General features: G+C 56.1%; 19 protein-coding genes. 9 read left to right on the plus strand and 10 right to left on the minus strand.

Features of this window, described 5'->3' with window-relative positions; all coding sequences use genetic code 11:
* Nucleotides 1–97: 97 nt before the first annotated feature.
* From btsR to ppiA, 3 genes are all read right to left on the minus strand, one after another.
* Nucleotides 98–823 (minus strand): two-component system response regulator BtsR, encoded by a 726-nt coding sequence (gene btsR / locus QOT07_RS23405; protein ID WP_283603978.1) that lies wholly within the window; start codon nucleotides 821–823, stop codon nucleotides 98–100.
* Nucleotides 823–2,508 (minus strand): sensor histidine kinase, encoded by a 1,686-nt coding sequence (locus QOT07_RS23410; RefSeq protein WP_099063528.1) that lies wholly within the window; start codon nucleotides 2,506–2,508, stop codon nucleotides 823–825. Before QOT07_RS23410 ends, btsR begins: the two co-directional genes overlap by 1 nt.
* 161 nt (nucleotides 2,509–2,669) lie before the next feature.
* Nucleotides 2,670–3,239, minus strand: a complete 570-nt coding sequence (gene ppiA, locus QOT07_RS23415) for a peptidylprolyl isomerase A (protein ID WP_099063527.1) — start codon at nucleotides 3,237–3,239, stop codon at nucleotides 2,670–2,672.
* Nucleotides 3,240–3,595: 356 nt separating this feature from the next.
* Here ppiA and QOT07_RS23420 point away from each other — a divergent pair, with 356 nt between their 5' ends.
* From QOT07_RS23420 to QOT07_RS23440, 5 genes are all read left to right on the plus strand, one after another.
* Nucleotides 3,596–3,934: a PTS lactose/cellobiose transporter subunit IIA gene (locus QOT07_RS23420; protein ID WP_099063567.1), complete on the plus strand. Its 339-nt coding sequence runs from the start codon at nucleotides 3,596–3,598 to the stop codon at nucleotides 3,932–3,934.
* Nucleotides 3,931–5,238 (plus strand): 6-phospho-beta-glucosidase, encoded by a 1,308-nt coding sequence (locus QOT07_RS23425; protein ID WP_099063526.1) that lies wholly within the window; start codon nucleotides 3,931–3,933, stop codon nucleotides 5,236–5,238. Before QOT07_RS23420 ends, QOT07_RS23425 begins: the two co-directional genes overlap by 4 nt.
* Nucleotides 5,239–5,333: 95 nt before the next feature.
* Entirely contained in the window at nucleotides 5,334–6,314 is a 981-nt protein-coding gene (locus tag QOT07_RS23430) for a LacI family DNA-binding transcriptional regulator (protein ID WP_283604429.1), read from the plus strand.
* Nucleotides 6,315–6,626: 312 nt separating this feature from the next.
* Nucleotides 6,627–7,811 carry an MFS transporter TsgA gene (gene tsgA / locus QOT07_RS23435; RefSeq protein WP_099063525.1) on the plus strand — a complete coding sequence of 395 codons (1,185 nt, stop codon included), beginning with the start codon at nucleotides 6,627–6,629 and terminating at the stop codon, nucleotides 7,809–7,811.
* A gap of 221 nt (nucleotides 7,812–8,032) precedes the next feature.
* Nucleotides 8,033–9,184: a Fic family protein gene (locus QOT07_RS23440; RefSeq protein ID WP_283603984.1), complete on the plus strand. Its 1,152-nt coding sequence runs from the start codon at nucleotides 8,033–8,035 to the stop codon at nucleotides 9,182–9,184.
* 55 nt (nucleotides 9,185–9,239) lie between these two features.
* Here the strand turns inward: QOT07_RS23440 and QOT07_RS23445 are convergent, their stop codons facing one another.
* Nucleotides 9,240–10,508 (minus strand): cytosine deaminase, encoded by a 1,269-nt coding sequence (locus QOT07_RS23445; RefSeq protein ID WP_243457993.1) that lies wholly within the window; start codon nucleotides 10,506–10,508, stop codon nucleotides 9,240–9,242.
* A 303-nt stretch (nucleotides 10,509–10,811) separates the two neighbouring features.
* Here QOT07_RS23445 and nirB point away from each other — a divergent pair, with 303 nt between their 5' ends.
* From nirB to cysG, 4 genes are read left to right on the plus strand one after another with little or no spacing between them, the layout of a single operon-like run.
* Nucleotides 10,812–13,361 carry a nitrite reductase large subunit NirB gene (nirB, locus tag QOT07_RS23450; protein WP_129936952.1) on the plus strand — a complete coding sequence of 850 codons (2,550 nt, stop codon included), beginning with the start codon at nucleotides 10,812–10,814 and terminating at the stop codon, nucleotides 13,359–13,361.
* Complete coding sequence (gene nirD, locus QOT07_RS23455; RefSeq protein ID WP_085119802.1) at nucleotides 13,358–13,684, plus strand: nitrite reductase small subunit NirD; 327 nt, start codon at nucleotides 13,358–13,360, stop codon at nucleotides 13,682–13,684. The genes nirB and nirD overlap by 4 nt, the downstream gene beginning before the upstream one ends.
* Before the next feature lie 30 nt (nucleotides 13,685–13,714).
* On the plus strand, nucleotides 13,715–14,515 hold the full coding sequence (gene nirC, locus QOT07_RS23460; RefSeq protein WP_207979678.1) for a nitrite transporter NirC: 801 nt from the start codon (nucleotides 13,715–13,717) through the stop codon (nucleotides 14,513–14,515).
* 49 nt (nucleotides 14,516–14,564) lie between these two features.
* Nucleotides 14,565–15,974 (plus strand): siroheme synthase CysG, encoded by a 1,410-nt coding sequence (gene cysG, locus QOT07_RS23465; RefSeq protein WP_283603986.1) that lies wholly within the window; start codon nucleotides 14,565–14,567, stop codon nucleotides 15,972–15,974.
* A gap of 51 nt (nucleotides 15,975–16,025) precedes the next feature.
* On the opposite strand, the gene trpS is transcribed toward cysG, so the two are convergent.
* From trpS to aroB, 6 genes are all read right to left on the minus strand, one after another.
* Nucleotides 16,026–17,030, minus strand: a complete 1,005-nt coding sequence (gene trpS / locus QOT07_RS23470; RefSeq protein WP_283603987.1) for a tryptophan--tRNA ligase — start codon at nucleotides 17,028–17,030, stop codon at nucleotides 16,026–16,028.
* 2 nt (nucleotides 17,031–17,032) lie between these two features.
* Nucleotides 17,033–17,731, minus strand: coding sequence for a phosphoglycolate phosphatase (locus QOT07_RS23475; protein ID WP_099063518.1), 699 nt, complete (start codon nucleotides 17,729–17,731; stop codon nucleotides 17,033–17,035).
* The gene (gene rpe / locus QOT07_RS23480) at nucleotides 17,724–18,401 is read right to left on the minus strand and encodes a ribulose-phosphate 3-epimerase (protein ID WP_099063517.1); all 678 of its coding nucleotides are present in this window, start codon (nucleotides 18,399–18,401) and stop codon (nucleotides 17,724–17,726) included. Before rpe ends, QOT07_RS23475 begins: the two co-directional genes overlap by 8 nt.
* A gap of 55 nt (nucleotides 18,402–18,456) precedes the next feature.
* Nucleotides 18,457–19,269 carry an adenine-specific DNA-methyltransferase gene (gene dam / locus QOT07_RS23485; RefSeq protein WP_099063516.1) on the minus strand — a complete coding sequence of 271 codons (813 nt, stop codon included), beginning with the start codon at nucleotides 19,267–19,269 and terminating at the stop codon, nucleotides 18,457–18,459.
* 255 nt (nucleotides 19,270–19,524) lie between these two features.
* Nucleotides 19,525–20,547 (minus strand): SPOR domain-containing protein, encoded by a 1,023-nt coding sequence (locus QOT07_RS23490; RefSeq protein WP_099063515.1) that lies wholly within the window; start codon nucleotides 20,545–20,547, stop codon nucleotides 19,525–19,527.
* Between the two features lie 158 nt (nucleotides 20,548–20,705).
* The gene (gene aroB / locus QOT07_RS23495) at nucleotides 20,706–21,803 is read right to left on the minus strand and encodes a 3-dehydroquinate synthase (RefSeq protein ID WP_099063514.1); all 1,098 of its coding nucleotides are present in this window, start codon (nucleotides 21,801–21,803) and stop codon (nucleotides 20,706–20,708) included.
* Nucleotides 21,804–21,895: the final 92 nt, after the last annotated feature.

The raw sequence follows: 21,895 nt of genomic DNA on the forward strand, positions 1-21,895 counted from the left end.
ATGTCAATAAAGCTATAAGCGTGGCGTAACCCCGTCAAGGACAAACAAAAAGGGCGTCATCAAGACGCCCGCAAAAGCCAATACTTTCAGAATCGCCCTAACCACGCAGCCCCAGCTCTTCTTTTAGCGCTTTCAGGTAACGGCGGCTGACCGGTACCGGTTCGCCGACCGGCATGATCATTTCCGCCGCGCCACCGTCATCAAAGCGGATCTCGCGCACCAGCTCCAGGTTAACCAAGTATTGTCGATGACAACGCACCAGCGGCGTTCGCATTTCCAGCGTGCGCAGCGTCAGCTCAGTAAAGCACTCCATGCCGTCATTGCGGACCACAAACACCCCACTCAGCCGCGAACGGATAGCCACCACCTCATCAAAGCGCAGCAAATAGATGCGGCTGTGACCGGTGCAGGGAATGTATTTCAGGTAACCGGCGCTTTCGTCCAGCGCGGCGATATTTTGCGGCTCGCGTTGCTGCTGCAGGCGCTGCAGCGTTTTGTTCAGTCGTTTCGGTTCCGCCGGTTTCAGCAGGTAGTCAAACGCATGCTCTTCAAAGGCCTGCACCGCGTATTCATCATAAGCGGTCAGAAACACAATATGCGGCATACGGTTGGGATCGAGCATGCCGACCATCTCCAGCCCAGTGATGCGCGGCATCTGGATATCCAAAAACACCACGTCCGGCTGCAAACGATGGATGCCGCTGATAGCCTCTATCGCATTGGCGCATTCGCCGACAATAGAGATGCCTTCTTCAGCTTCCAGCAAATGCCGCAGGTTATCGCGTGCGGAAGGTTCGTCATCGACAATCAGTACGTTTAACATCAGGCGGCCCTCGCCAAGGGGACATTGATCGTAATGCGGGTGAATGTTTGCGGCTCGCAGGCCACCTGTACCCCATAGGCGTCGCCGTAACGCACGCGGATCCGCTTATCCACCAGATTCATCCCCAGCCCACTGTTGTTCGGCTGCGATTGGAATAATCCGGCATTGTCGGTGACCTGCAGCAACAAACAGCCGCCTTCAAGCCGCGCGCCAATATCAATCCGCCCCACGCCCAGCAACTGCGAAGTGCCATGCTTGATGGCATTCTCAACGATCGGCTGCAGTGAAAATGCCGGTAACCGAACCGCCAACAACTCTTGCGGTAACGCAACGACCACCTCCAGCCGATCGGCAAAGCGCGCCAGTTCAATTTGCAGGTAGGCATTCACGTGTTCGAGCTCGTCCGCCAGGCTGACTTCATCACCGGAACGCTTGAGGTTCTTACGGAAAAAGGTCGAAAGATTTTGCACCAACTCACAGGCCCGGTCGCCGTCACGTCGGATCACCGCCACCAGCGTATTCAGGGCATTAAACAGGAAGTGTGGATTGACCTGCGCATGCAGTAATTTGATTTCTGACTGCGCCAACAGCTGTTTGTGGCGCTCGTACTGGCCAGCCATAATCTGTGCGGATAACAGGCTGGCGATACCTTCACCCAGCGTACGGTTGATGGTGCTGAACAACCGACTCTTCGGCTCATACAACTTGATGGTGCCGATCACTCGCTGATTCTCACCGCGCAGCGGGATCACCAATGTCGACCCCAGCTTGCAACTGGGATTAATCGAGCAGCAGTAAGAATGCTCATTGCCGTCGGCATAGACCACTTCGTTGTTGTCGATCGCACGGTGCGAGTGCTTTGACGAGATCGGCGTGCCCGGCAGGTGGTGGTCGTCACCGATGCCGATAAACGCCAGCAGTTTATCGCGGTCGGTTATCGCTACGGCGCCGATACCCAGTTCCTGATAAATCACTCGCGCCACCCTCATGCTGTTTTCCTGATCGAACCCTTGTCGCAGGATCCCTTCGGTGCGCTCGGCAATTTTCAGCGCCTTGGCGGAAAACGCACCGGTGTACTTTTCAAACATCGCTCGCCGATCCAGCAGGATTTGCATGAACATTGCGGCCCCCACCGTATTGGCGATCAACATCGGCAAAGCGATATGCTCCACCAGCCGCAGTGCCTCGTCGAATGGGCGCGCAATCGCCAGGATAATCACCATTTGCAGCACTTCGGTCACCAGCGCGACCCCGGCGACAAACAACGGATTAAACAGCAAGTCGATACGCCGGTGACGCATGGCAATGCTATGCACCAGCCCGCCCACCAGCCCTTCTGCTACGGTTGATACCGCACAGGCGATATCGGTCATGCCCCCCAGGGTATAACGGTGCAGACCACCGGTCAGTCCCACTAAAAGGCCCACCGAAGGCCCGCCCAGCAGGCCGCCTAACACCGCACCGATGGCGCGGGTGTTGGCAATCGAGCCTTCGACATGCAGACCGAAATAAGTGCCCATGATGCAGAACACCGAGAAAATGACGTAGCACAGCAGCTTGTGCGGCAGGCGGATGGTCACCTGCGTCAGCGGAATGAATAGCGGGGTTTTGCTCAGTAAATAAGCAATGACAAGGTAAACGCACATCTGCTGCAACAGCAGCAGCACCTGGCTAAATTCGAACATGGCAGCAGCTCATCCCTTAAGAAAACAGATGCAAAACGCCGGGTTTCCGGTCTGATTATAAGCTGGCGATTAGAGCATGTGACGGGGGAAAAAACAGTGATGCAGGCAAGGCTTCCGGGGAAAGCAACGCAGCCGGCCCACCTGGGGCCGGCGCAAAATCATTATGGCAGCACTTTCGCTGACAGGATGACGATAGGTTTGCTCGGAACATTCTGGTACGGACCGACGTTGCCGGTCGGCGCCTGGGAGATTTTATCTACCACGTCCATGCCCTTGACCACTTTGCCGAATACCGCGTAACCGAAGTCGCGCTGGCCGTGATCCAGGAAGGCGTTATCCGCCACGTTGAGGAAGAACTGGCTGGTAGCGCTGTCTTTGTCGGCGGTACGCGCCATCGAAATGGTGCCGCGCAGGTTGCGCAAACCGTTATCCGCTTCGTTCTTGATTGGCGCCTGGGTGGATTTTTGCTGCATGTCTGCAGTAAAGCCACCGCCCTGAACCATAAAGCCCGGGATCACGCGGTGGAAAACGGTGTTGTTGTAATAGCCGCTGTTCACGTAGTCGACGAAGTTCTTGGTGGAAACCGGAGCCTTCTGACTGTCGAGCGCCAATTCGATATTCCCTGCTGAGGTGGTCAGCATGACATGAGTTTCACCGGCGGCGAGCGCGGCGGGTGTCATTGCTGTCAGGGAACACAGCGCAACGAAGGTCACTAAAGTACGTTTGAACATTAACGGGTCCTTTCTCTGAGAGACAAACAACGGAAAAGCGCCTTGATTCTAAAGAGCTGAACCTGCGAGTGCCAGCCATTTACCTATATTTACGTAATAGTGGGACATATCTCAGTCAGCCCCGGATTTTACTGCCAAAAGTATGATCGCCTTAGACCTTTTTGCCAAATGCATCACGCATTTTTTGCCCTTTTTACGCCTTCGTCGCTTTTTGCGACACAACTCCCGGTTTCGTTTTCCATTCCCGTTACTCTAGATAAATGAGAGCGCTCTCATTTGAGCGCAAAGACAAGAATAATGAATGTCCGCCGGCACCGCTGCCGCGCAATAACAGGAGAAATAATGTGAGTGAATTGATGACTGAAATCAGCGCCGATTTTGAAAGCACCATCATGGAGCTGCTGGTGTTCTCCGGTGGCGCCCGTAGCAGTGCGCTGATGGCGCTGCAGCAAGCACGCGCCGGCGACTTTACCGCTTCAGCCAAGCATATGGCCGAGTCCAAACAGTCGGTGAAAAAAGCCCATCTTATTCAGACCCAACTGATCGGTCTGGACGAAGGCTGCGGCAAACTGACCATCAACCTGATTACTGTTCATGCCCAGGATCATCTGATGAACGCCATGGTGATCCAGGATCTGGCGGATGACATGATTGAGCTTTATCGCCGTCAGGCCCAGTTGGAGACCCGCGCATGAAATCGTTGAAAATAGCCGTGATTGGCGGCGGCAGCAGCTACACGCCAGAATTGGTCGATGGTTTGATCCAGCGTATCGAAGAGCTGCCGGTGACCGAACTGGCGCTGGTGGACGTTGAGCCTGGCCGCGAAAAGGTCGAGATCATCGCCGCACTGACCGAACGCATGCTGGCTCGTCACGGGCTGGAGCAGGTGAAGGTCAGCGTGCATTTCGAGCTGGATGAGGCCATCCGCGACGCCAACTTCGTGCTGACTCAGTTCCGCGTTGGCCAGTTGCCGGCGCGCGCCGCCGACGAGCGTTTGGGGCTGAAATACGATTTGATCGGCCAGGAAACCACCGGCGTTGGCGGCTTCGCCAAGGCGCTGCGCACCATCCCGGTGATGCTGGATATTGCGCGTAGAGTGGAAAAACTGGCGCCAGACGCCTGGATCATCAACTTCACCAACCCGGCCGGCATCGTCACCGAAGCGGTTTCCCGCTACACCAAAGCAAAAATCATCGGCCTGTGCAACGTGCCGATCAGCATGCATCACATGATTGCCAATATGCTGAAAAGCCCTTATCAGGAGGTACAACTGCAGTTCGCCGGGCTGAACCACATGGTGTGGGTACATCAGGTGCTGCAAAACGGTCATGACGTCACCGGCAAGGTGATCGACATGCTGTGTGATGGGGCAGCGCTGACCATGAATAACATCAAGGAAGAGCCTTGGCAGCCAGATTTCCTGCGCGCCGTAGGGGCGATCCCTTGCCCCTACCACCGCTATTTCTACCAAACCAAAGAGATGCTGGCCGAGGAAATTGCCGCAGCGGCCGAACGCGGTACCCGCGCCGAGCAGGTAATGAAGGTAGAGAAAGAGCTGTTTGAGCTGTATGCCGATCCGCATCTCGACAGCAAACCGGAACAGTTAAGTTTCCGCGGTGGATCATATTATTCGGAAGTGGCGCTGGAGCTAATCCGTGCGATCCATAATAATCTCGGGACGCAATTAGTCGTCAATACCGCAAACCGTGGCGCTATTCGCGGTTTACCGGACGACGCTGTGATAGAAACCAACTGTATCATCGATGCTCAGGGTGCCCATCCGCTGACCTTCGGCACGCTGCCGGATTCTATGCACGCGCTGACCCAACAGGTGAAAGCTTATGAGCGCCTGACCATCGAAGCTGCGGTGCATGGCGATCGCCGCAGTGGCCTGCTGGCCTTGGTCACCAACCCACTGGTCGGCAATGCCAATGTGGCACAGCCGCTGCTGGATGAAGTGCTGGCGGTGAACGCACCCTATCTGCCTCAGTTCAAATAACCGCCGGGCCAGCCAGGGTTGCTGATACATTGCTATAACTAGTATGCAGGGGTCGATACGTCGGCCCCATTTTTGTCGTAATCAGGAGTCGGATGATGGTGACACTGGAAGATGTCGCAGCCCTGGCGGGTGTGTCCCGCGCCACCGTGTCACGCGTTGTGAATGGCGATACCAACGTTAAAGGGCAAACCCGCGATAAGGTCGAAAAGGCGGTAGCCCAGCTTGGCTACACGCCCAATCCGGCCGCCCGTGCGTTGGCCTCCAGCCACAGCAATACCCTGGGATTGGTTACCACCTCCTATCGCGGCGGCTTCTTCGGCGCGCTGATGGACTTTGTGCAAACTGAAGCCGAATCCCACGGCAAGCAGTTGTTGGTGACTCAGGGGCGCAACAGCGCAGAAAACGAATGGCAGGCGATCCAGCGGCTGTTCAGCCTGCGCTGCGATGGGGTGATCCTGCATGTCCGTTTCCTCAGCGATGATCAACTGCGCCAGTTGGCAGCGGAGCAACACCGCTTTGTACTGCTCGATCGTCTGGTGCCGGGCCTGGAAGCGCACTGCGTCACCTTCGATCATCCCTACGCCAGCCGCATGGCGACACAACAATTGATTGATGCCGGCCACCGCCACATCGCCTGCATCAGTGGCCCGCGCGACCGCCCTTCCAGCCTTTTGCGACTGCAGGGTTTTGAACAGGCCATGCAGGCGGCGCATATCAAACCGGTGGCCTGCACCGAAGGGCTCTACGATCTGGAAAGCGGCTATCGCTGCGCCGATCAACTGCTAAAAATGAAAACCACGCCCACGGCTATCTATTGCTGCAACGAAGAGATGGCCATCGGTGCGCTGCTGGCGATCAACGAACACCGTCTGCGGGTGCCGCAGGACATCTCGTTGATCTGTTATGACAGCGGCGAACGCGCGCCCTTCGTCCGCCCGGCACTGAGCAGCGTACATTTCCCGATTACCGAAATGGCGCAATACGCCGCCCGCTTACTGATCGACCCGGCTACCCCACAGGTAAGCTTCACGCCAATCGTCATCAGCCGCGACTCGATCGCGACGGTGAATAAATAGATCACAAAATATTTCAGGCTCTCTCATTGATTGCATCAAAAAGTAGATAGCCATCACAAAAACTCCCGTTGTCTGTGCTAGGATCCGCTCCCTGGTGGCCTGATCGGGACTTTTTTCTGCTTTTGCCAGGAAAAGCCAGCGGCCCTAATCCAGCGTTATACCCTATGAATTTCAAATTGCAGCTAGGCGCCCAGCTCACTCATCCCCTGGAGCTTACTTCGGTAAGTGAGTGGGGGGTGTTAGTGCAGGTAACAACGCTGCGGTTTGAAAGGCGACGGGAATAATCTTAACAGACATAATCAGGCCTATATAATGAATGACAGCAACCGTCTACGGCTTACCTGGATCAGCTATTTTTCTTATGCGCTGACCGGTGCTTTAGTTATCGTCACAGGGATGGTGATGGGGAACATTGCAGAGTACTTTAATCTGCCGGTTTCCAGCATGAGCAATACTTTTACCTTTCTTAACGCCGGTATTTTGATTTCTATCTTCCTCAATGCCTGGCTGATGGAAATTATCCCGCTGAAACGTCAACTGATGTTTGGCTTTGTGCTGATGCTGTTGGCGGTTGCCGGGTTGATGCTGAGCAAAAGCCTGACCATGTTCTCGTTGTGCATGTTTATCCTTGGCGTGGTCAGCGGTATCACCATGTCGATAGGCACCTTCCTGATCACCCATATGTACGCCGGCCGCCAGCGCGGTTCGCGCCTACTGTTCACTGACTCCTTCTTCAGCATGGCCGGGATGATCTTCCCGATTGTCGCCGCAATGCTGCTGGCACGTCAGATCGGCTGGTACTGGGTGTATGCCTGCATCGGCTTGCTGTACGTGGGTATCTTTGTGCTGACCCTGTTCTCCGAATTCCCGGTGCTGGGCAACAAAGGCGCCGACGCCAGCCAGCCGGTAGTGAAAGAAAAATGGGGTATCGGCGTGCTGTTCCTGTCGATCGCCGCACTGTGCTACATCCTCGGCCAGCTGGGTTTCATTCAGTGGGTACCGGAATACGCCACCAAGTCGTTCGGGATGGATATCAGCCAGGCCGGTAAGCTGGTGAGTGATTTCTGGACCTCGTACATGATCGGCATGTGGGTATTCAGCTTTATCCTGCGCTTCTTCGATTTGCAGCGCATCGTCACTATTCTGGCCGCTTTGGCGACCGGCGCGATGTACCTGTTTGTCAGCACCGATAATCCGGAACACCTGGGCTACTACATTATGGCTCTGGGCTTCGTTTCCAGCGCGATCTACACCACGCTGATCACTCTGGGTTCGCTGCAGACTAAGGTTTCCTCACCGAAACTGGTTAACTTCATTCTGACCTGCGGCACCATCGGCACCATGCTGACCTTCGTGGTCACCGGCCCGATCGTAGCCAAAGGCGGCGCACACGCAGCGCTGACAACCGCCAACGGCCTGTACCTGGCGGTGTTCGTGATGTGTCTGCTGCTCGGCTTCGTGACCAAGCACCGCAGCCACGGCCACGTGACCAACTGATCTGCCAGCGCGATGTAACACGCGCTTTTACCAAGAGATCAAAATCCGGTGAGTCCCCCTCACCGGATTTTTTCTATGTGTTGGCGGACAAAATGAGTCCGGGCCCATAAGCGATTTGCCACTTGTCTTCATGACCTCAACTAATTAAAAAGACTTTTAATCAGCGCTCATGTTATTAAAGAGTTGTTTAATAACGTTCAGCCTTATTAAAGGAGAGTTTAATGAAGCGCACATCTGGCCGATTTATGACAACCCAGAGTCATCATGAAACCGTTAATGCCTTTGTGCCTGTGCCTTTACCGCCGTCTGCTCCTGTCCTTGATTCCCAAGCCTATCAACAACTCAATGCCCGAGCTGAACTTGGGTTGGCAAGACTATCAGGTATGACTGGCCTGGTGACATCGGGGGAGTGGCTCATCTACAGTGCAATACGGCGAGAAGCATTACTCACCTCTCAACTTGAAGGGACTCAGGCGACGCTGACAGATGTTTTTGATGAAGAAGCCGGATTGTCTGTAACCAATGCGAATGATGTCGAGGAAGTCACCCGGTATCTGCAGGCATTCAGGTTTGTCCGCGAGCAGATACTCTCTCCGACGGGATTACCTGTATCGGTCCGCTTACTCACAGAGGCCCACAAAGTTCTCCTGGATGGCATTCGGGGTACCAATAAGCAGCCAGGCAGTGTACGAACCAGTCAGAACTGGATTGGCGGTACGCGACCAGGTAATGCGGCGTATGTTCCACCACCACCAGAGCATGTCACCCGTTTACTGGCAGATCTTGAGATTTTTATACACGATGAAGCACCTACCTTGCCCCCCCTGGTGAGGATAGCTTTGGTGCACGCCCAGTTTGAAACCATTCACCCTTTTCTTGATGGAAATGGCCGTATAGGTCGTTTGCTGATCGCCATGTTACTTGAGACATGGAAACTTTTGCCTGAGCCATTATTGTATCTGTCAGGATATCTGAAAGCTCATCAGGCTGAGTACTACCGTTGTTTATCTGAAATCAGGAGCAATGGGGACTGGGAATCGTGGGTGGTTTTCTTTCTTGAAGGGGTTGAAATAGCGGCAGAGGAAGCACAACGAAGCATCATTCAGATAGCTTCGTTGATCGCAACTGACAGGAAAAAAATTCTCGCTACTGCATCAAGTACATTACAAACGCTGCGCCTTTTTGAGTTATTACCCACCATGCCGAAATTGACTGTGGAACGCGCTCAGGCGGAGTTAGCCGTCTCCTTCCCTACTGCCAGCGCCGCCGTCAAAGCGCTGGAAAATGCAGGGATCCTGATGGAAACGACAGGCCGGCTAAGAGGCAAAAGCTACGTCTATCAGGCCTATGTAGATGTATTGCGCAATGATTAACAACAATGTGTGATAAAGCATTGGTAACCAAAGAAAATCGGTCGATAGCCCGCTCTTAACGCCGGAAATCCACTTTCTCGTCCTGCGCCAGATACAGCGTGGTTTCCGCCGGCTGGGTCTCGGCAATCACCGTGCCCTGACGTATCGAGTAACGCACCGGCGTCTGTCGGCGCACCGCATCAAAGCCGCTATCCGCAGGCAATATCACCAGATTGGCACTGTTGCCCGCCGTCAGGCCGTAGTCGGTCAGATTCAGGGTGCGCGCGCTGTGGCTGGTGATCAGTTTCAGCCCGTCGTCGATCTGCCCGTATCCCATCAGTTGGCACACGTGCAGTCCCATATGCAGTACCTGCAGCATGTTGGCGGTGCCCAGCGGATACCAGGGATCGAACACATCATCATGACCAAAGCAGACGTTGATTTCCGCCTCCAGCATCTCCTTCACCCGGGTGATGCCGCGCCGTTTCGGGTAGCTGTCGAAACGACCCTGCAGGTGAATATTCACCAGCGGATTGGCGACAAAATTGATGCCGGACATTTTCAGCAGGCGGAAAAGCCGCGACGTATAAGCACCATTGTAAGAGTGCATCGCCGTGGTATGGCTGGCGGTGACTCTGGCCCCCATATCCAGCTTCAGCGCCAGCGCCGCCACGGTTTCGACAAAGCGCGACTGCTCGTCGTCTATTTCATCGCAGTGGACATCCACCAGCCGATCGTATTTCTGTGCCAAAGCGAATGCCTTGTGCAGCGACTCCACGCCGTATTCGCGCGTAAACTCAAAGTGCGGAATGGCCCCCACCACGTCGGCCCCCAGTCGCAGCGCCTCTTCCAACAGCGCCTCACCGTTGGGATAGGACATAATGCCTTCCTGCGGAAAAGCGACGATTTGCAACGTGACCCAGGGGGCAACTTCCTGTTTCACCTCCAGCATTGCACGCAGCGCAGTCAGGGTCGGGTCGGAAACGTCAACGTGGGTACGCACGTACTGCACGCCGTTGGCGATTTGCCATTTCAGCGTCTGCCAGGCGCGCTGCTTAACGTCCTCATGGGTCAGCAACGCCTTGCGCTCTGCCCAGCGCTCAATCCCTTCAAACAGGGTACCCGACTGGTTCCAGGCCGGTTGCCCGGCGGTTTGGGTAGTATCCAGATGGATATGTGGCTCAACAAACGCCGGCATCGCCAGCCCGCCCTGCGCATCCAGCACATCGCTGCGCCATTCCTGCCCTTCCGGTTGCGGCACGATATGGGCGATGCGCCCCTGCTCAATCGCCAGTTGCCACAGCCCTTCATGCCCGCTCAGACGCAGGTTATCGATAAACTTCAATGGACTCTTGGCCACCCTTCACCTCTGCTGTTCCAGCCTGTTTTATTCATCATACTGGCAGCGGATCATACTGACAAAGCCGCCAATAATTTATTCCACCACCGATTACTCCCGAATGGGTAGAATTCGCATTAACTGGCTCGTTTCAGCTAAAGATGAATAAAAACCGCAACTTATCAAATAACGATAAAAATCATTCATATACCACATTAGAGGTATATGGAGGGGCGATTGATTTGCATCAATAAATTGCCCACAGGGAGGAATAAGGTAACGCTAGGAAACCAGAATTTTGAGGCAATAATGAGCAGAGTCAAACTTGCTGTCATCGGTAATGGCATGGTCGGCCACCGGTTTATCGAAGATCTGCTGGAAAAAGCAGACAAAGACCAGTTCGACATCACCGTATTTTGCGAAGAACCGCGCATCGCCTACGATCGCGTACACCTTTCTTCTTATTTCTCCCACCACACCGCTGAAGAACTTTCGCTGGTACGCGAAGGCTTTTACGAGAAACAGGGCGTAAAGGTTTTGGTTGGCGAACGCGCCATCACCATCAACCGCAGTGAGAAAGTCATTCACTCCAATACCGGCCGTACCATCTATTACGATAAATTGATCATGGCCACCGGCTCTTATCCGTGGATCCCGCCGATTAAAGGCTCCGAAAGCCAGGACTGTTTCGTCTACCGTACCATTGAAGATCTGAACGCCATCGAAGCCTGCGCACGCCGCAGCAAACGCGGTGCGGTGGTCGGCGGTGGCCTGTTGGGTCTGGAAGCCGCCGGGGCGCTGAAAAGTCTCGGCGTTGAAACTCACGTCATCGAATTTGCGCCGGTACTGATGGCCGAACAGCTCGACCCGATGGGTGGCGATCAACTGCGTCGCAAGATCGAACGCATGGGCGTCAAAGTCCATACCGGTAAAAATACCCAGGAAATCGTCAACGGCGGGGAGCAGGCGCGTAAAACCATGCAGTTCGCCGACGGGACCGCGCTGGAAGTGGACTTCATCGTCTTCTCCACCGGCATCCGTGCCCAGGACAAGCTGGCTCACCAGTGCGGTCTGGCCACCGCCCGCCGCGGCGGTATCGTGATTAACGACAGCTGCCAGACCTCCGATCCTGACGTTTATGCCATCGGCGAATGTGCCTCATGGCGTGAACGCACCTTCGGTCTGGTAGCGCCGGGCTATAAAATGGCGCAGGTCACCGCCGATCATCTGCTGGGCCGTGAAAACACCTTCATGGGTGCCGACATGAGCGCCAAGCTGAAACTGCTGGGCGTCGACGTCGGCGGTATCGGTGATGCCCACGGCCGCACCGAAGGCGCACGCAGCTACGTCTATCTGGACGAGAGCAAAGAAGTTTATAAACGCATCGTGGTCAGCGCCGACAACAAAACCCTGTTGGGTGCGGTGCTGGTCGGTGATACCAGCGACTACGGCAACCTGCTGCAGCTGGCACTGAACGCCATCGAACTGCCGGAAAACCCGGACGGTCTGATCCTGCCGGCACATGCGGGCAGCAAACCGGCCATCGGCGTCGACTCCCTGCCGGAAACCGCACAAATCTGTTCCTGCTTCGACGTCAGCAAAGGCGATATCATCAAAGCGGTCAGCATGGGTTGTCATACCGTCGCGGCGATCAAGTCCGAAACCAAAGCCGGCACCGGCTGTGGCGGCTGTATCCCGCTGATCACTCAGGTGTTGAACGCCGAACTGAGCAAACAGGGTATCGAGGTCAACCACCACCTGTGCGAACACTTCGCTTATTCACGCCAGGAGCTGTACCACCTGATCCGCGTTGAAGGCATCAAATCCTTCGACGAACTGTTGACCAAATACGGCAAAGGCTACGGTTGCGAAGTTTGTAAACCTACCGTCGGTTCACTGTTGGCCTCCTGCTGGAATGAATACATTCTCAAACCGCAGCACACGCCGCTGCAGGACACCAACGACAACTTCCTCGGCAATATCCAGAAAGACGGCACCTACTCGGTGATCCCACGCTCTCCAGGCGGCGAAATCACGCCGGAAGGGTTGATGGTAGTCGGCCAAATCGCCAAGGAATACAACCTGTACACCAAGCTGACCGGCTCCCAGCGCATCGGCATGTTCGGCGCGCAGAAAGACGACCTGCCGGCCATCTGGAGCAAGCTGATTGCCGCCGGCTTTGAAACCGGTCACGCCTACGCCAAGGCGCTGCGCATGTCCAAAACCTGCGTCGGCAGCACCTGGTGCCGCTTTGGCGTCGGCGACAGCGTCGGCTTTGGCGTCAAGCTGGAACATCGCTACAAAGGGATCCGCACCCCGCACAAAATGAAGTTTGGCGTTTCCGGCTGCACCCGTGAATGTTCCGAAGCCCAGGGCAAAGACGTCGGCATTATCGCCACCGAAAACGGCTGGAACCTGTACGTTTGCGGTAACGGCGGGATGAAACCACGCCATGCCGACCTGCTGGCAGCGGATCTCGACCGCGAGACGCTGGAGCACTATCTCGATCGCTTTATGATGTTCTATATCCGCACCGCCGATAAACTGCAGCGCACTTCCGTATGGCTGGAAAGCCTGGAAGGCGGCATCGATTATCTGCGTAAGGTGATCATTGACGACAAACTGGGGATTAACGACCAGTTGGAAGCCGAGATCGCCCGCCTGCGCGACGCGGTGGTCTGCGAGTGGAAAGAAACCCTTGAGCACCCTGAGTCCCAGGTGCGTTTCGCCCACTTTATCAACAGCAGCCAACGCGATCCTAACGTCCAGGTGGTCGCCGAGCGCGAACAGCATCGGCCGGCGCGTCCGGATGAGCGTATTCCTGTCACCCTGCTGGAAGCTGAGGAGAACAACGTATGAGCCAGTGGACAACCCTTTGCCCCATCACCGATATTCTGCCCGGCACCGGCGTGTGTGCCCTGATCGGCGAGCAACAGGTAGCGATATTCCGCCCTTATGCCGACGAACAGGTGTTTGCCATCAGCAATATTGATCCCTTCGCCCAGGCCAGCGTGTTATCACGCGGCCTGATCGCCGAACATCAGGGTGAACTGTGGGTCGCCAGCCCGCTAAAAAAACAACATTTCCGCCTGCACGACGGCTACTGCCTGGAAGATGACAGCCGTTCCGTCGCGCATTTTACCAGCCGGGTTCTGGACGGCATGGTGCAGGTCGCGGCCTGATATTTTCACTTTAACCTCAGGGGAAGCAGCATGTTCACCGATACCATCAACAAATGTGCCGCCAACGCGGCGCGCATCGTCAGGCTGGCGAAGCACAGTCCGCTGGGCTTTTGGATCAGCTCGGCGATGGCCGGGGCCTACGTCGGCCTCGGCATCATTTTGATCTTCACCCTCGGCAATCTGGTCGATCCGTCCCTCCGTCCGCTGGTGATGGGGGCCACCTTCGGCATCGCGCTGACGTTGGTGATCATTGCCGGTTCGGAGCTGTTCACCGGCCATACCATGTTCCTGACGCTGGGCGTCAAAGCCGGTACCATCACGCAGGGCCAGATGTGGGCAGTCCTGCCGCAAACCTGGCTGGGCAACCTGTTGGGCTCGGTGCTGGTCGCACTGATGTACTATTACGGTGGCGGTAGCCTGCTGTCGGTGGACACCAGCCTGGTGCATACCGCCGCGCTGGCAAAAACCACCGCCCCGGCAGAAGTGCTGTTCTTCAAGGGTGTGCTGTGTAACTGGCTGGTCTGCCTGGCGATTTGGATGGCCATTCGCGTTGAGGGTGCCGCCAAATTCATCGCCATCTGGTGGTGCCTGCTGGCCTTTATCGCGTCCGGCTACGAACACTCGGTCGCCAATATGACGCTGTTCGCTCTGTCCTGGTTCGGTCATCACAGCGAGGCCTATACCCTGAGCGGGATCGGCCATAACCTGCTGTGGGTAACGTTGGGCAATATCCTGTCCGGTGCCGTGCTGATGGGCCTGGGTTACTGGTACGCCACGCCACGTGCCGAACGGCCACAGGCTGAGAAAGCGGCTGCGCGTCAGACTGCATAATATTCAGGGGCGCCTTGCGCCCCACTGCTGATTGCCCCGAGGAGTGCCGATGGATTACCTGCCGATTTTCTGCCAACTGCAACACAAAGCCTGCCTGCTGGTCGGTGGCGGTGAGATTGCCGAGCGCAAAGCTCGCCTGCTGCTGGATGCCGGTGCGATGTTGACCGTCAATGCCTGTGCCTTCAACCCGCAGTTCCACGAGTGGGCGGCTCAGGGCCGGGTCACACTGGCGGAAGGTGAATTCAGTGCAGAGTTACTGACGGAAAAGTGGCTGGTGATCGCCGCTACCGATCGCCTCGAGGTCAATGCGCTGGTGTATCAGTGCGCCAACCAACAGCGGGTGTTCTGCAACGTGGTCGATGATCCAAAGCGCGCCAGCTTTATCATGCCGTCGATTATCGATCGCTCGCCAATTATGGTCGCGGTGTCCTCCGGTGGGAAAGCCCCGGTGCTGGCACGACTGCTGCGTGAAAAGCTGGAGGCCGTGCTGCCCCAACATCTTGGCAAGTTGGCGCAACTGGGCGGTTCATTGCGTCAGCGGGTGAAAAAGCACTTCAGCGATATCGGCTCACGCCGTCGTTTTTGGGAAAAGCTTTTTGCCCATGATCGGCTGGCGCAGTCGCTGGCCAATAATGACCAGGCGCTGGCGGAACAGCAGATCGAACAGCTGTTTAGCCACCAACCGCAAGATTGCGGCGAAGTGGTGCTGGTGGGGGCCGGGCCGGGCGATGCCGGTTTGATGACGCTGAAAGGCCTGCAGCAGATCCAGCAGGCTGACGTGGTGGTTTACGACCGGCTGGTATCCGATGAGGTCATGACGCTGGTGCGCCGCGATGCCGAGCGCATTTTCGTCGGCAAACGCGCGGGCCATCACTGCGTACCCCAGGAGGAAATCAATCAAATCCTGTTGCAACAAGCCCAGTTGGGTAAACGCGTGGTGCGCCTGAAAGGCGGTGATCCATTTATCTTCGGCCGCGGTGGTGAAGAACTGGAAACGTTGGCCGCAGCCAATATCCCATTCTCGGTGGTGCCGGGCATTACCGCCGCCTCTGGTTGCTCAGCCTACAGTGGCATTCCCCTCACCCACCGCGACCATGCGCAGAGCGTGCGGCTGGTGACCGGCCATGCCAAGAGTGACGGCGGACTGGACTGGTCAACGCTGGCAGCAGGGCAACAAACTCTGGTGTTCTACATGGGCCTGACACAGGCGGCAGAGATCCAGCGCCAACTGATCGCGCACGGCATGCCAGCCACAACCCCGGTAGCACTGGTAGAAAACGGCACGTCCTGCCGCCAGCGGGTCATAGAAGGTGAATTAAACCAGTTGGGGACACTGGCCTTACAGGCCGCCAGCCCAAGTTTAATTATTGTCGGCAGCGTGGTGAGCCTGCGTAGCAAACTGAACTGGTTCTCCAGCCAGCAGCCACCGCAACCGCAACCGCTGGCCAAAATGGCCTGATTCAGACGTAAAAAAAGCGGCCAGTGGCCGCTTTTCTTTTTGCTCAGAGACTCACTGCGGTGAAACAAAGCCCACAGCCTGGTAAACCTTCGCCAGGGTTTCCTGAGCGCGTGCGCGGGCCTTGGCAGCGCCATCACGCATCACTTGCTGCAGCAGGGCCTCGTCATTGCGGAAACGGTGATAACGTTCCTGCAGCTCACTCAGCATGCCGGATACCGCCTCAGCAACGGCACCTTTCAGGTGGCCATACATCTGGCCTTCAAATTCGGCTTCCAGTTGAGCAATGCTCTTGCCGGTCACGCCAGAGAGAATATCCAACAGGTTGGACACCCCCGCCTTGTTTGCCACGTCGTAACGCACCACTGGCGGCTCTTCGGAATCGGTCATCGCACGTTTGATCTTCTTGGCCACCGCTTTCGGATCTTCCAGCAGGCCAATCACGTTATTGCGGTTATCGTCCGACTTGGACATCTTCTTGGTCGGCTCTTGCAGCGACATCACGCGGGCACCGGACTTGGGAATAAACGGCTCGGGCACTTTGAACACGTCACCGTAAAGCGCGTTGAAACGCTGACCGATGTCACGGCTCAACTCCAGATGTTGTTTCTGGTCTTCGCCGACCGGCACCTGGTTGGTCTGATACAGCAGGATATCTGCCGCCATCAACACCGGGTAGCTGAACAGGCCGGCGTTGATGTTCTCCGCGTAACGGGTGGACTTATCCTTGAACTGGGTCATGCGGCTCAGTTCGCCGAAATAGGTGTAGCAGTTCAGCACCCAGCTCAGTTGCGTGTGCTCCGGCACGTGCGACTGCACGAAGATGGTGCTTTTTTGCGGATCGATGCCGCAGGCCAGGTACAGCGCCAGCGTATCCAGCGTGGCTTTGCGCAATTTATCTGCGTCCTGACGTACGGTAATCGCATGCAAATCGACGATGCAGAAGATGCAGTCGTAATCATCCTGCATCTGCAGCCACTGACGCAGCGCACCCATGTAGTTGCCAATGGTCAGTTCACCGGACGGTTGCGCGCCGCTAAATACGATGGGCTTACTCATGTTTAAATTTCCTGATTCTCTAAAGATGACAGCCCAAGAGCGGGCAACAAGTCGGCAAAGCGCTCCAACACGCGGTCGGGATGGCTCAGGGCAATCGCCTCGCCGTAGTTATAACCGTAGGTCAGTGCGGCGCTTGGGCAACCTGCCCCCTGTGCCGCCTGAATATCATTGCGGGAGTCGCCGACAAACAGCAACTCGTTGGCGCGCAGGCCAAGCTTGCCGAGGACCAGATACAGTGGCGCCGGATGCGGTTTCTTTTCCACCACGTCGTCACCGCCGATAATCAGCGAGAAGTAATCAATAATGCCCAATGCGGCCAGTAACGGCGCCACAAACGGCGTTGGCTTGTTGGTCACCAGGGCCATCGGGTAATTTTGCGCAGCCAGCTGAGCCAGGGTTTCTTTCACCTGTGGGAACAGGCGACTGCCGCTGTCGACGGTTTGCGCATAGAAATGATCGAAACGCTCGCGAAGCTGTTGGCAGTGTTCCGGCGTGGCTTCCACCTCGGCCCAGCGCAGCGCACGCTGTACCAGCACATCAGCACCATTACCAATCCAGGTGCCCACCCGGGCCTCACCGGCCTGCGGCAGGCCCATTTCTGCCAGCGCCAGATCGATCGCGGCGGCCAGCCCCGGCGCGCTGTCAACCAGCGTGCCATCGAGATCAAAGGCCAGAGCGCGGACCGCGCTGAAATCAGCCATGCGTCACCTTCGCCAACTCGCTGCGCATTTCGTCAATCACCCGACGATAATCCGGCTTGCTGAAGATGGCTGAACCGGCGACAAACATGTCTGCGCCCGCGGCAGCAATCTCGGCGATATTGTCGACCTTAACGCCACCATCCACTTCCAGGCGGATATCACGACCGCTTTCGTCGATCAGTTTGCGCACCTGACGCAGCTTATCCAGAGTACCGTGGATAAACGACTGGCCGCCAAAGCCAGGGTTAACCGACATCAGCAGGATCACGTCGACTTTATCCATCACGTAATCGAGGTAGCTCAGCGGCGTTGCCGGATTGAGCACCAGACCGGCTTTACAGCCATGCTCTTTAATCAGTTGAATGGTGCGATCGACGTGTTCGGAGGCTTCCGGATGGAAAGAGATGTAACTGGCACCTGCTGCAGCGAAGTCCGGCACAATACGGTCGACCGGTTTCACCATCAGGTGCACGTCAATCGGCGCGGTGATGCCGTAATTACGCAGCGCCTGACAAACCATCGGCCCGATGGTCAGATTAGGAACGTAGTGGTTATCCATTACGTCAAAATGCACTACGTCGCCGCCTGCGGCCAACACGTTGGCAGTGTCTTCACCCAGGCGGGCAAAGTCTGCTGACAAAATGGACGGGGCAATCAAAAATTTTTTCATCCGCTATCTCCAAACGTAGGGTTCGAATTGTTATACGCCGGGGCGTAACCCCGGTTTAACGATACAGCGCCAAAAGCTCATTCACTTTGCTGCGACCAAGAATATTACGGCTGATGGTGCGGCGCGCTTTCACCACGTACAGCGACGCGTGCTGGTACCAGTCTCGCGTCAGCTCGGTATCATGGTTGGAAATCAATACCGGCACCTGGCTTTCTACCGAAAGCTGATGCGCCATCAGCGCCAGGCTCTGCTGGTCGGCCATGCTAAAGCTGTTGGTGTGGTAGGCGGTAAAATTCGCCGTCGCCGATAAAGGCGCATACGGCGGATCGCAATACACCACGGTACCGCGCTCGGCTTTTGCCATGGTATCGCGGTAATGCTCACAGACAAAAGTGGCGTTGCGGGATTTTTCAGCGAACCAGTACAGCTCGTCCTCCGGGAAGTACGGTTTCTTGTAACGTCCAAACGGGACGTTGAACTCTCCACGCAGGTTATATCGGCACAGGCCGTTATAACAGTGGCGGTTCAGATAAAGAAACAGCAGCGCGCGACGATAGGCATCGGCGCTAGTATTAAACTCTTCGCGCAGCAGGTAAAACTGTTCTGACTTATTGAATTCATCGGTGAAAAGCAGGCGGGCATCACGCACGAAGTCATCCGTACGCAGTTTAACGATGTTATACAGGTTAATAAGATCGCTGTTGATGTCGGCGAGAATATAGGCGTCGTATTCCGTGTTCAGGAAGACTGAACCCGCACCCACGAAGGGCTCGATTAAGCAGTCGCCTGCTGGTAGGTGACGACGGATCTCGTCCACCAGCGGGTATTTTCCACCAGCCCATTTTAAAAAAGCGCGGTTTTTCTTCATGCCGTCAATTAGCTACTTATTATACAATTCAGAGCGGCGGATTGTACTCTGTTTCAGACAGCACATCAGCGCACAAATTTAAGTGATTGATACCCTTCATCCTTCAAGCCGCAGCACCCCTGGCCGCGCACAGTTATTCGGCCTGTCCGCAGGCCACTCCAGTCATCGGTCACGGGCGGCTCTGTTCGCCCTGAGTAACAGGGGCGCAGCATGTGCGCCCCTACAATGCCTGAATGCAGCTTGAAATCTATCGGGTTACTTTTTCAGATCCTGCTGTACCTGACGTACAGGTCGAACCCATGGTTTTTTCGCCTGAACATCAGCCGGCAGCGTCGCAATTGCGCGCTTGGCTTCTGCTGAGGAAGCATAGTTGCCACTCACCAGCACGTACCAAGGTTTACCGTCACGTTTAGTCGAATACACCAGATAATGCTGTAATTTCTGCTGCTTGGCGTAGGCATTCAGCGTATCGGAACGCGAAGCGCTGCTCAGTTGCAGAGTGTAATGGCTTGCCGGTGCAGACTGCAGCGAACCGCCGCTGCCGCTAACGGCTTCCGCCTTGGTACTTGCTGCTCCCGCTTTAGCGGAAGAGGCAGGTGCCGGGGTATACACCGTGGTTGGCGATTTATGCTGTGTGGCCGTAGCCGCCGGCTTGCTGGCGGTTTTTGCCGGTGTTTTATGTTGCTGTGGCGCAGTGCCCTGAACCGGACGTACGGCTTCTTTCGCCGCTGCGCCATTCATCAGGGTAGCCGGTGCCGTTGGCAACGTTGAAGCTGGACCGCTCATGCCCTGCGTTGCCGCATCAACCTGACCCTGTTGCGCCGACAGTGCATCCGACATATTGCCCGGCAGATCGACACGCTGTTGCGCGCCGCCCTGTGCTGGCTGCGGTTGCGCTTCCGTCGGGGTGCTGGAGATCGGTGGAACGCTGACGGTTTGCGGCTGCGAGCTGCTGCTCACACCGTTATTGTCATTGGTATCCGTGGTTCCGCCCGGAACACCGGTATTACCGGCAGTCAGTGACGAAGAGCCGGACAGGTTAATGTCCTTGGCTGCGCCATTCTGCGCGCTTTCCTGTGCTGCTTCATGCTTGGTTGGCGCCTTCAACGCCGAGCCAATGCCGATAATCAACAGCAACAACACCAGAATACCGATACCAATCATTAAATGCTGACGCGAAACGGCAAAACGCGGTCCCGGAGCCGGTTTACGCGAACGTGCAGGACGACGATCGCTGCTATCAGGTCTGAGATCGTCTTCCGGTTTAAACTCATCCATCTGAAACCCTCCAACTAGAGGCAAAAGCCCACCACTGTAGACCTACCGTGGCACGAGCAGATTAACCCGATGATGGCAAAGCGACGCCAGTCAGGCTTTGCACATTATTAATATAGATGTAAACGGCGGCTAAGCCACTGTTACTTCGTCCGATTTACTTAGGCATTCCGTTCGGGAAGGCAAGCTGCGATCGAAGCAAGCACCATATCGTGCCCCACTCCGCCACGGACCTCCGCCTGGCCAATGGCCGTCGGCAGTACCAGGCGCAATTCACCGGCCAGTACTTTCTTATCGCGCATCATATGCGGCAGATAAGATCCCGGAGCCATTTCCTGCGGGCCACACACCGGTAAACCGGCGCGCAACAACAGTGCTTTAATGCGTTCAATATCTTCGCTTGAGAACTGACCGAGACGGTGCGCGGTTTCTGCCGCCATTACCATACCGGCAGCAACGGCTTCACCATGCAACCATACACCATAGCCCATTTCGGCTTCGATCGCATGGCCGTAAGTATGGCCCAGATTCAGCAGCGCGCGCAGACCGCTTTCGCGTTCATCAGCGGCAACCACCTCGGCCTTCAGCTCGCAGCAGCGGCGGATACAGTAGGCCAGGGCCTGCATATCCAACGCCACCAGGGCATCGATATTGTTTTCCAGCCAGACGAAGAAATCGCGATCGAGAATAATCCCGTACTTGATCACCTCAGCCAAACCAGAGGAGAGCTCACGCGCAGGCAAGGTTTTCAGGCAATCCAGATCAACCACCACCGAAGCGGGTTGATAGAAAGCGCCGATCATGTTTTTACCGAGCGGATGATTGACGGCGGTTTTACCGCCAACGGAAGAGTCCACCTGCGACAGCAGCGTGGTAGGGACCTGAATAAAGCGGACACCGCGCTGATAACAAGCGGCGGCAAAGCCGGTAAGATCGCCTACCACGCCGCCCCCGAGGGCAATCAGCGTGGTATCACGACCGTGCGGCTTTTCCAACAGTGCCGAGAACACCTGCTCAAGCACGGCAAGGGATTTATACTGTTCGCCATCAGGTAAAATCACCTGATCCACCATGACGCCTGCCTGCTCCAGCACCTTCCGGACGTTGTCCAGATAGAGTGGCGCCAGGGTTTGGTTAGTGACCAGCATAACCTGTTCACCCGCCTTCAGCGGCATAAAAGAAGCCGGATCGTTAAACAATCCGGCGGCTATGGTTATCGGGTAGCTGCGCTCCCCAAGCGTTACGGTAATTCTCTCCATGTCGCGCTCAGTTCTCAATGTGGTTTATCCCCGCTACTGCGGGGAACACAATCAGTCTTTCCGCATTTGCCGTGGCGAACACGGAAACCGCA

This window comes from Serratia proteamaculans (assembly GCF_949794035.1).
Classification (GTDB): domain Bacteria; phylum Pseudomonadota; class Gammaproteobacteria; order Enterobacterales; family Enterobacteriaceae; genus Serratia; species Serratia proteamaculans.

What these genes read in the sequence shown, in the direction of transcription:
- btsR (WP_283603978.1), bottom strand. Translation starts at nt 823, where the DNA reads ATGTTAAACGTACTGATTGTCGATGACGAACCTTCCGCACGCGATAAC.
- QOT07_RS23410 (WP_099063528.1), bottom strand. Translation starts at nt 2,508, where the DNA reads ATGTTCGAATTTAGCCAGGTGCTGCTGCTGTTGCAGCAGATGTGCGTT.
- ppiA (WP_099063527.1), bottom strand. Translation starts at nt 3,239, where the DNA reads ATGTTCAAACGTACTTTAGTGACCTTCGTTGCGCTGTGTTCCCTGACA.
- QOT07_RS23420 (WP_099063567.1), top strand. Translation starts at nt 3,596, where the DNA reads ATGACTGAAATCAGCGCCGATTTTGAAAGCACCATCATGGAGCTGCTG.
- QOT07_RS23425 (WP_099063526.1), top strand. Translation starts at nt 3,931, where the DNA reads ATGAAATCGTTGAAAATAGCCGTGATTGGCGGCGGCAGCAGCTACACG.
- QOT07_RS23430 (WP_283604429.1), top strand. Translation starts at nt 5,334, where the DNA reads ATGGTGACACTGGAAGATGTCGCAGCCCTGGCGGGTGTGTCCCGCGCC.
- tsgA (WP_099063525.1), top strand. Translation starts at nt 6,627, where the DNA reads ATGAATGACAGCAACCGTCTACGGCTTACCTGGATCAGCTATTTTTCT.
- QOT07_RS23440 (WP_283603984.1), top strand. Translation starts at nt 8,033, where the DNA reads ATGAAGCGCACATCTGGCCGATTTATGACAACCCAGAGTCATCATGAA.
- nirB (WP_129936952.1), top strand. Translation starts at nt 10,812, where the DNA reads ATGAGCAGAGTCAAACTTGCTGTCATCGGTAATGGCATGGTCGGCCAC.
- nirD (WP_085119802.1), top strand. Translation starts at nt 13,358, where the DNA reads ATGAGCCAGTGGACAACCCTTTGCCCCATCACCGATATTCTGCCCGGC.
- nirC (WP_207979678.1), top strand. Translation starts at nt 13,715, where the DNA reads ATGTTCACCGATACCATCAACAAATGTGCCGCCAACGCGGCGCGCATC.
- cysG (WP_283603986.1), top strand. Translation starts at nt 14,565, where the DNA reads ATGGATTACCTGCCGATTTTCTGCCAACTGCAACACAAAGCCTGCCTG.
- trpS (WP_283603987.1), bottom strand. Translation starts at nt 17,030, where the DNA reads ATGAGTAAGCCCATCGTATTTAGCGGCGCGCAACCGTCCGGTGAACTG.
- QOT07_RS23475 (WP_099063518.1), bottom strand. Translation starts at nt 17,731, where the DNA reads ATGGCTGATTTCAGCGCGGTCCGCGCTCTGGCCTTTGATCTCGATGGC.
- rpe (WP_099063517.1), bottom strand. Translation starts at nt 18,401, where the DNA reads ATGAAAAAATTTTTGATTGCCCCGTCCATTTTGTCAGCAGACTTTGCC.
- dam (WP_099063516.1), bottom strand. Translation starts at nt 19,269, where the DNA reads ATGAAGAAAAACCGCGCTTTTTTAAAATGGGCTGGTGGAAAATACCCG.
- QOT07_RS23490 (WP_099063515.1), bottom strand. Translation starts at nt 20,547, where the DNA reads ATGGATGAGTTTAAACCGGAAGACGATCTCAGACCTGATAGCAGCGAT.
- aroB (WP_099063514.1), bottom strand. Translation starts at nt 21,803, where the DNA reads ATGGAGAGAATTACCGTAACGCTTGGGGAGCGCAGCTACCCGATAACC.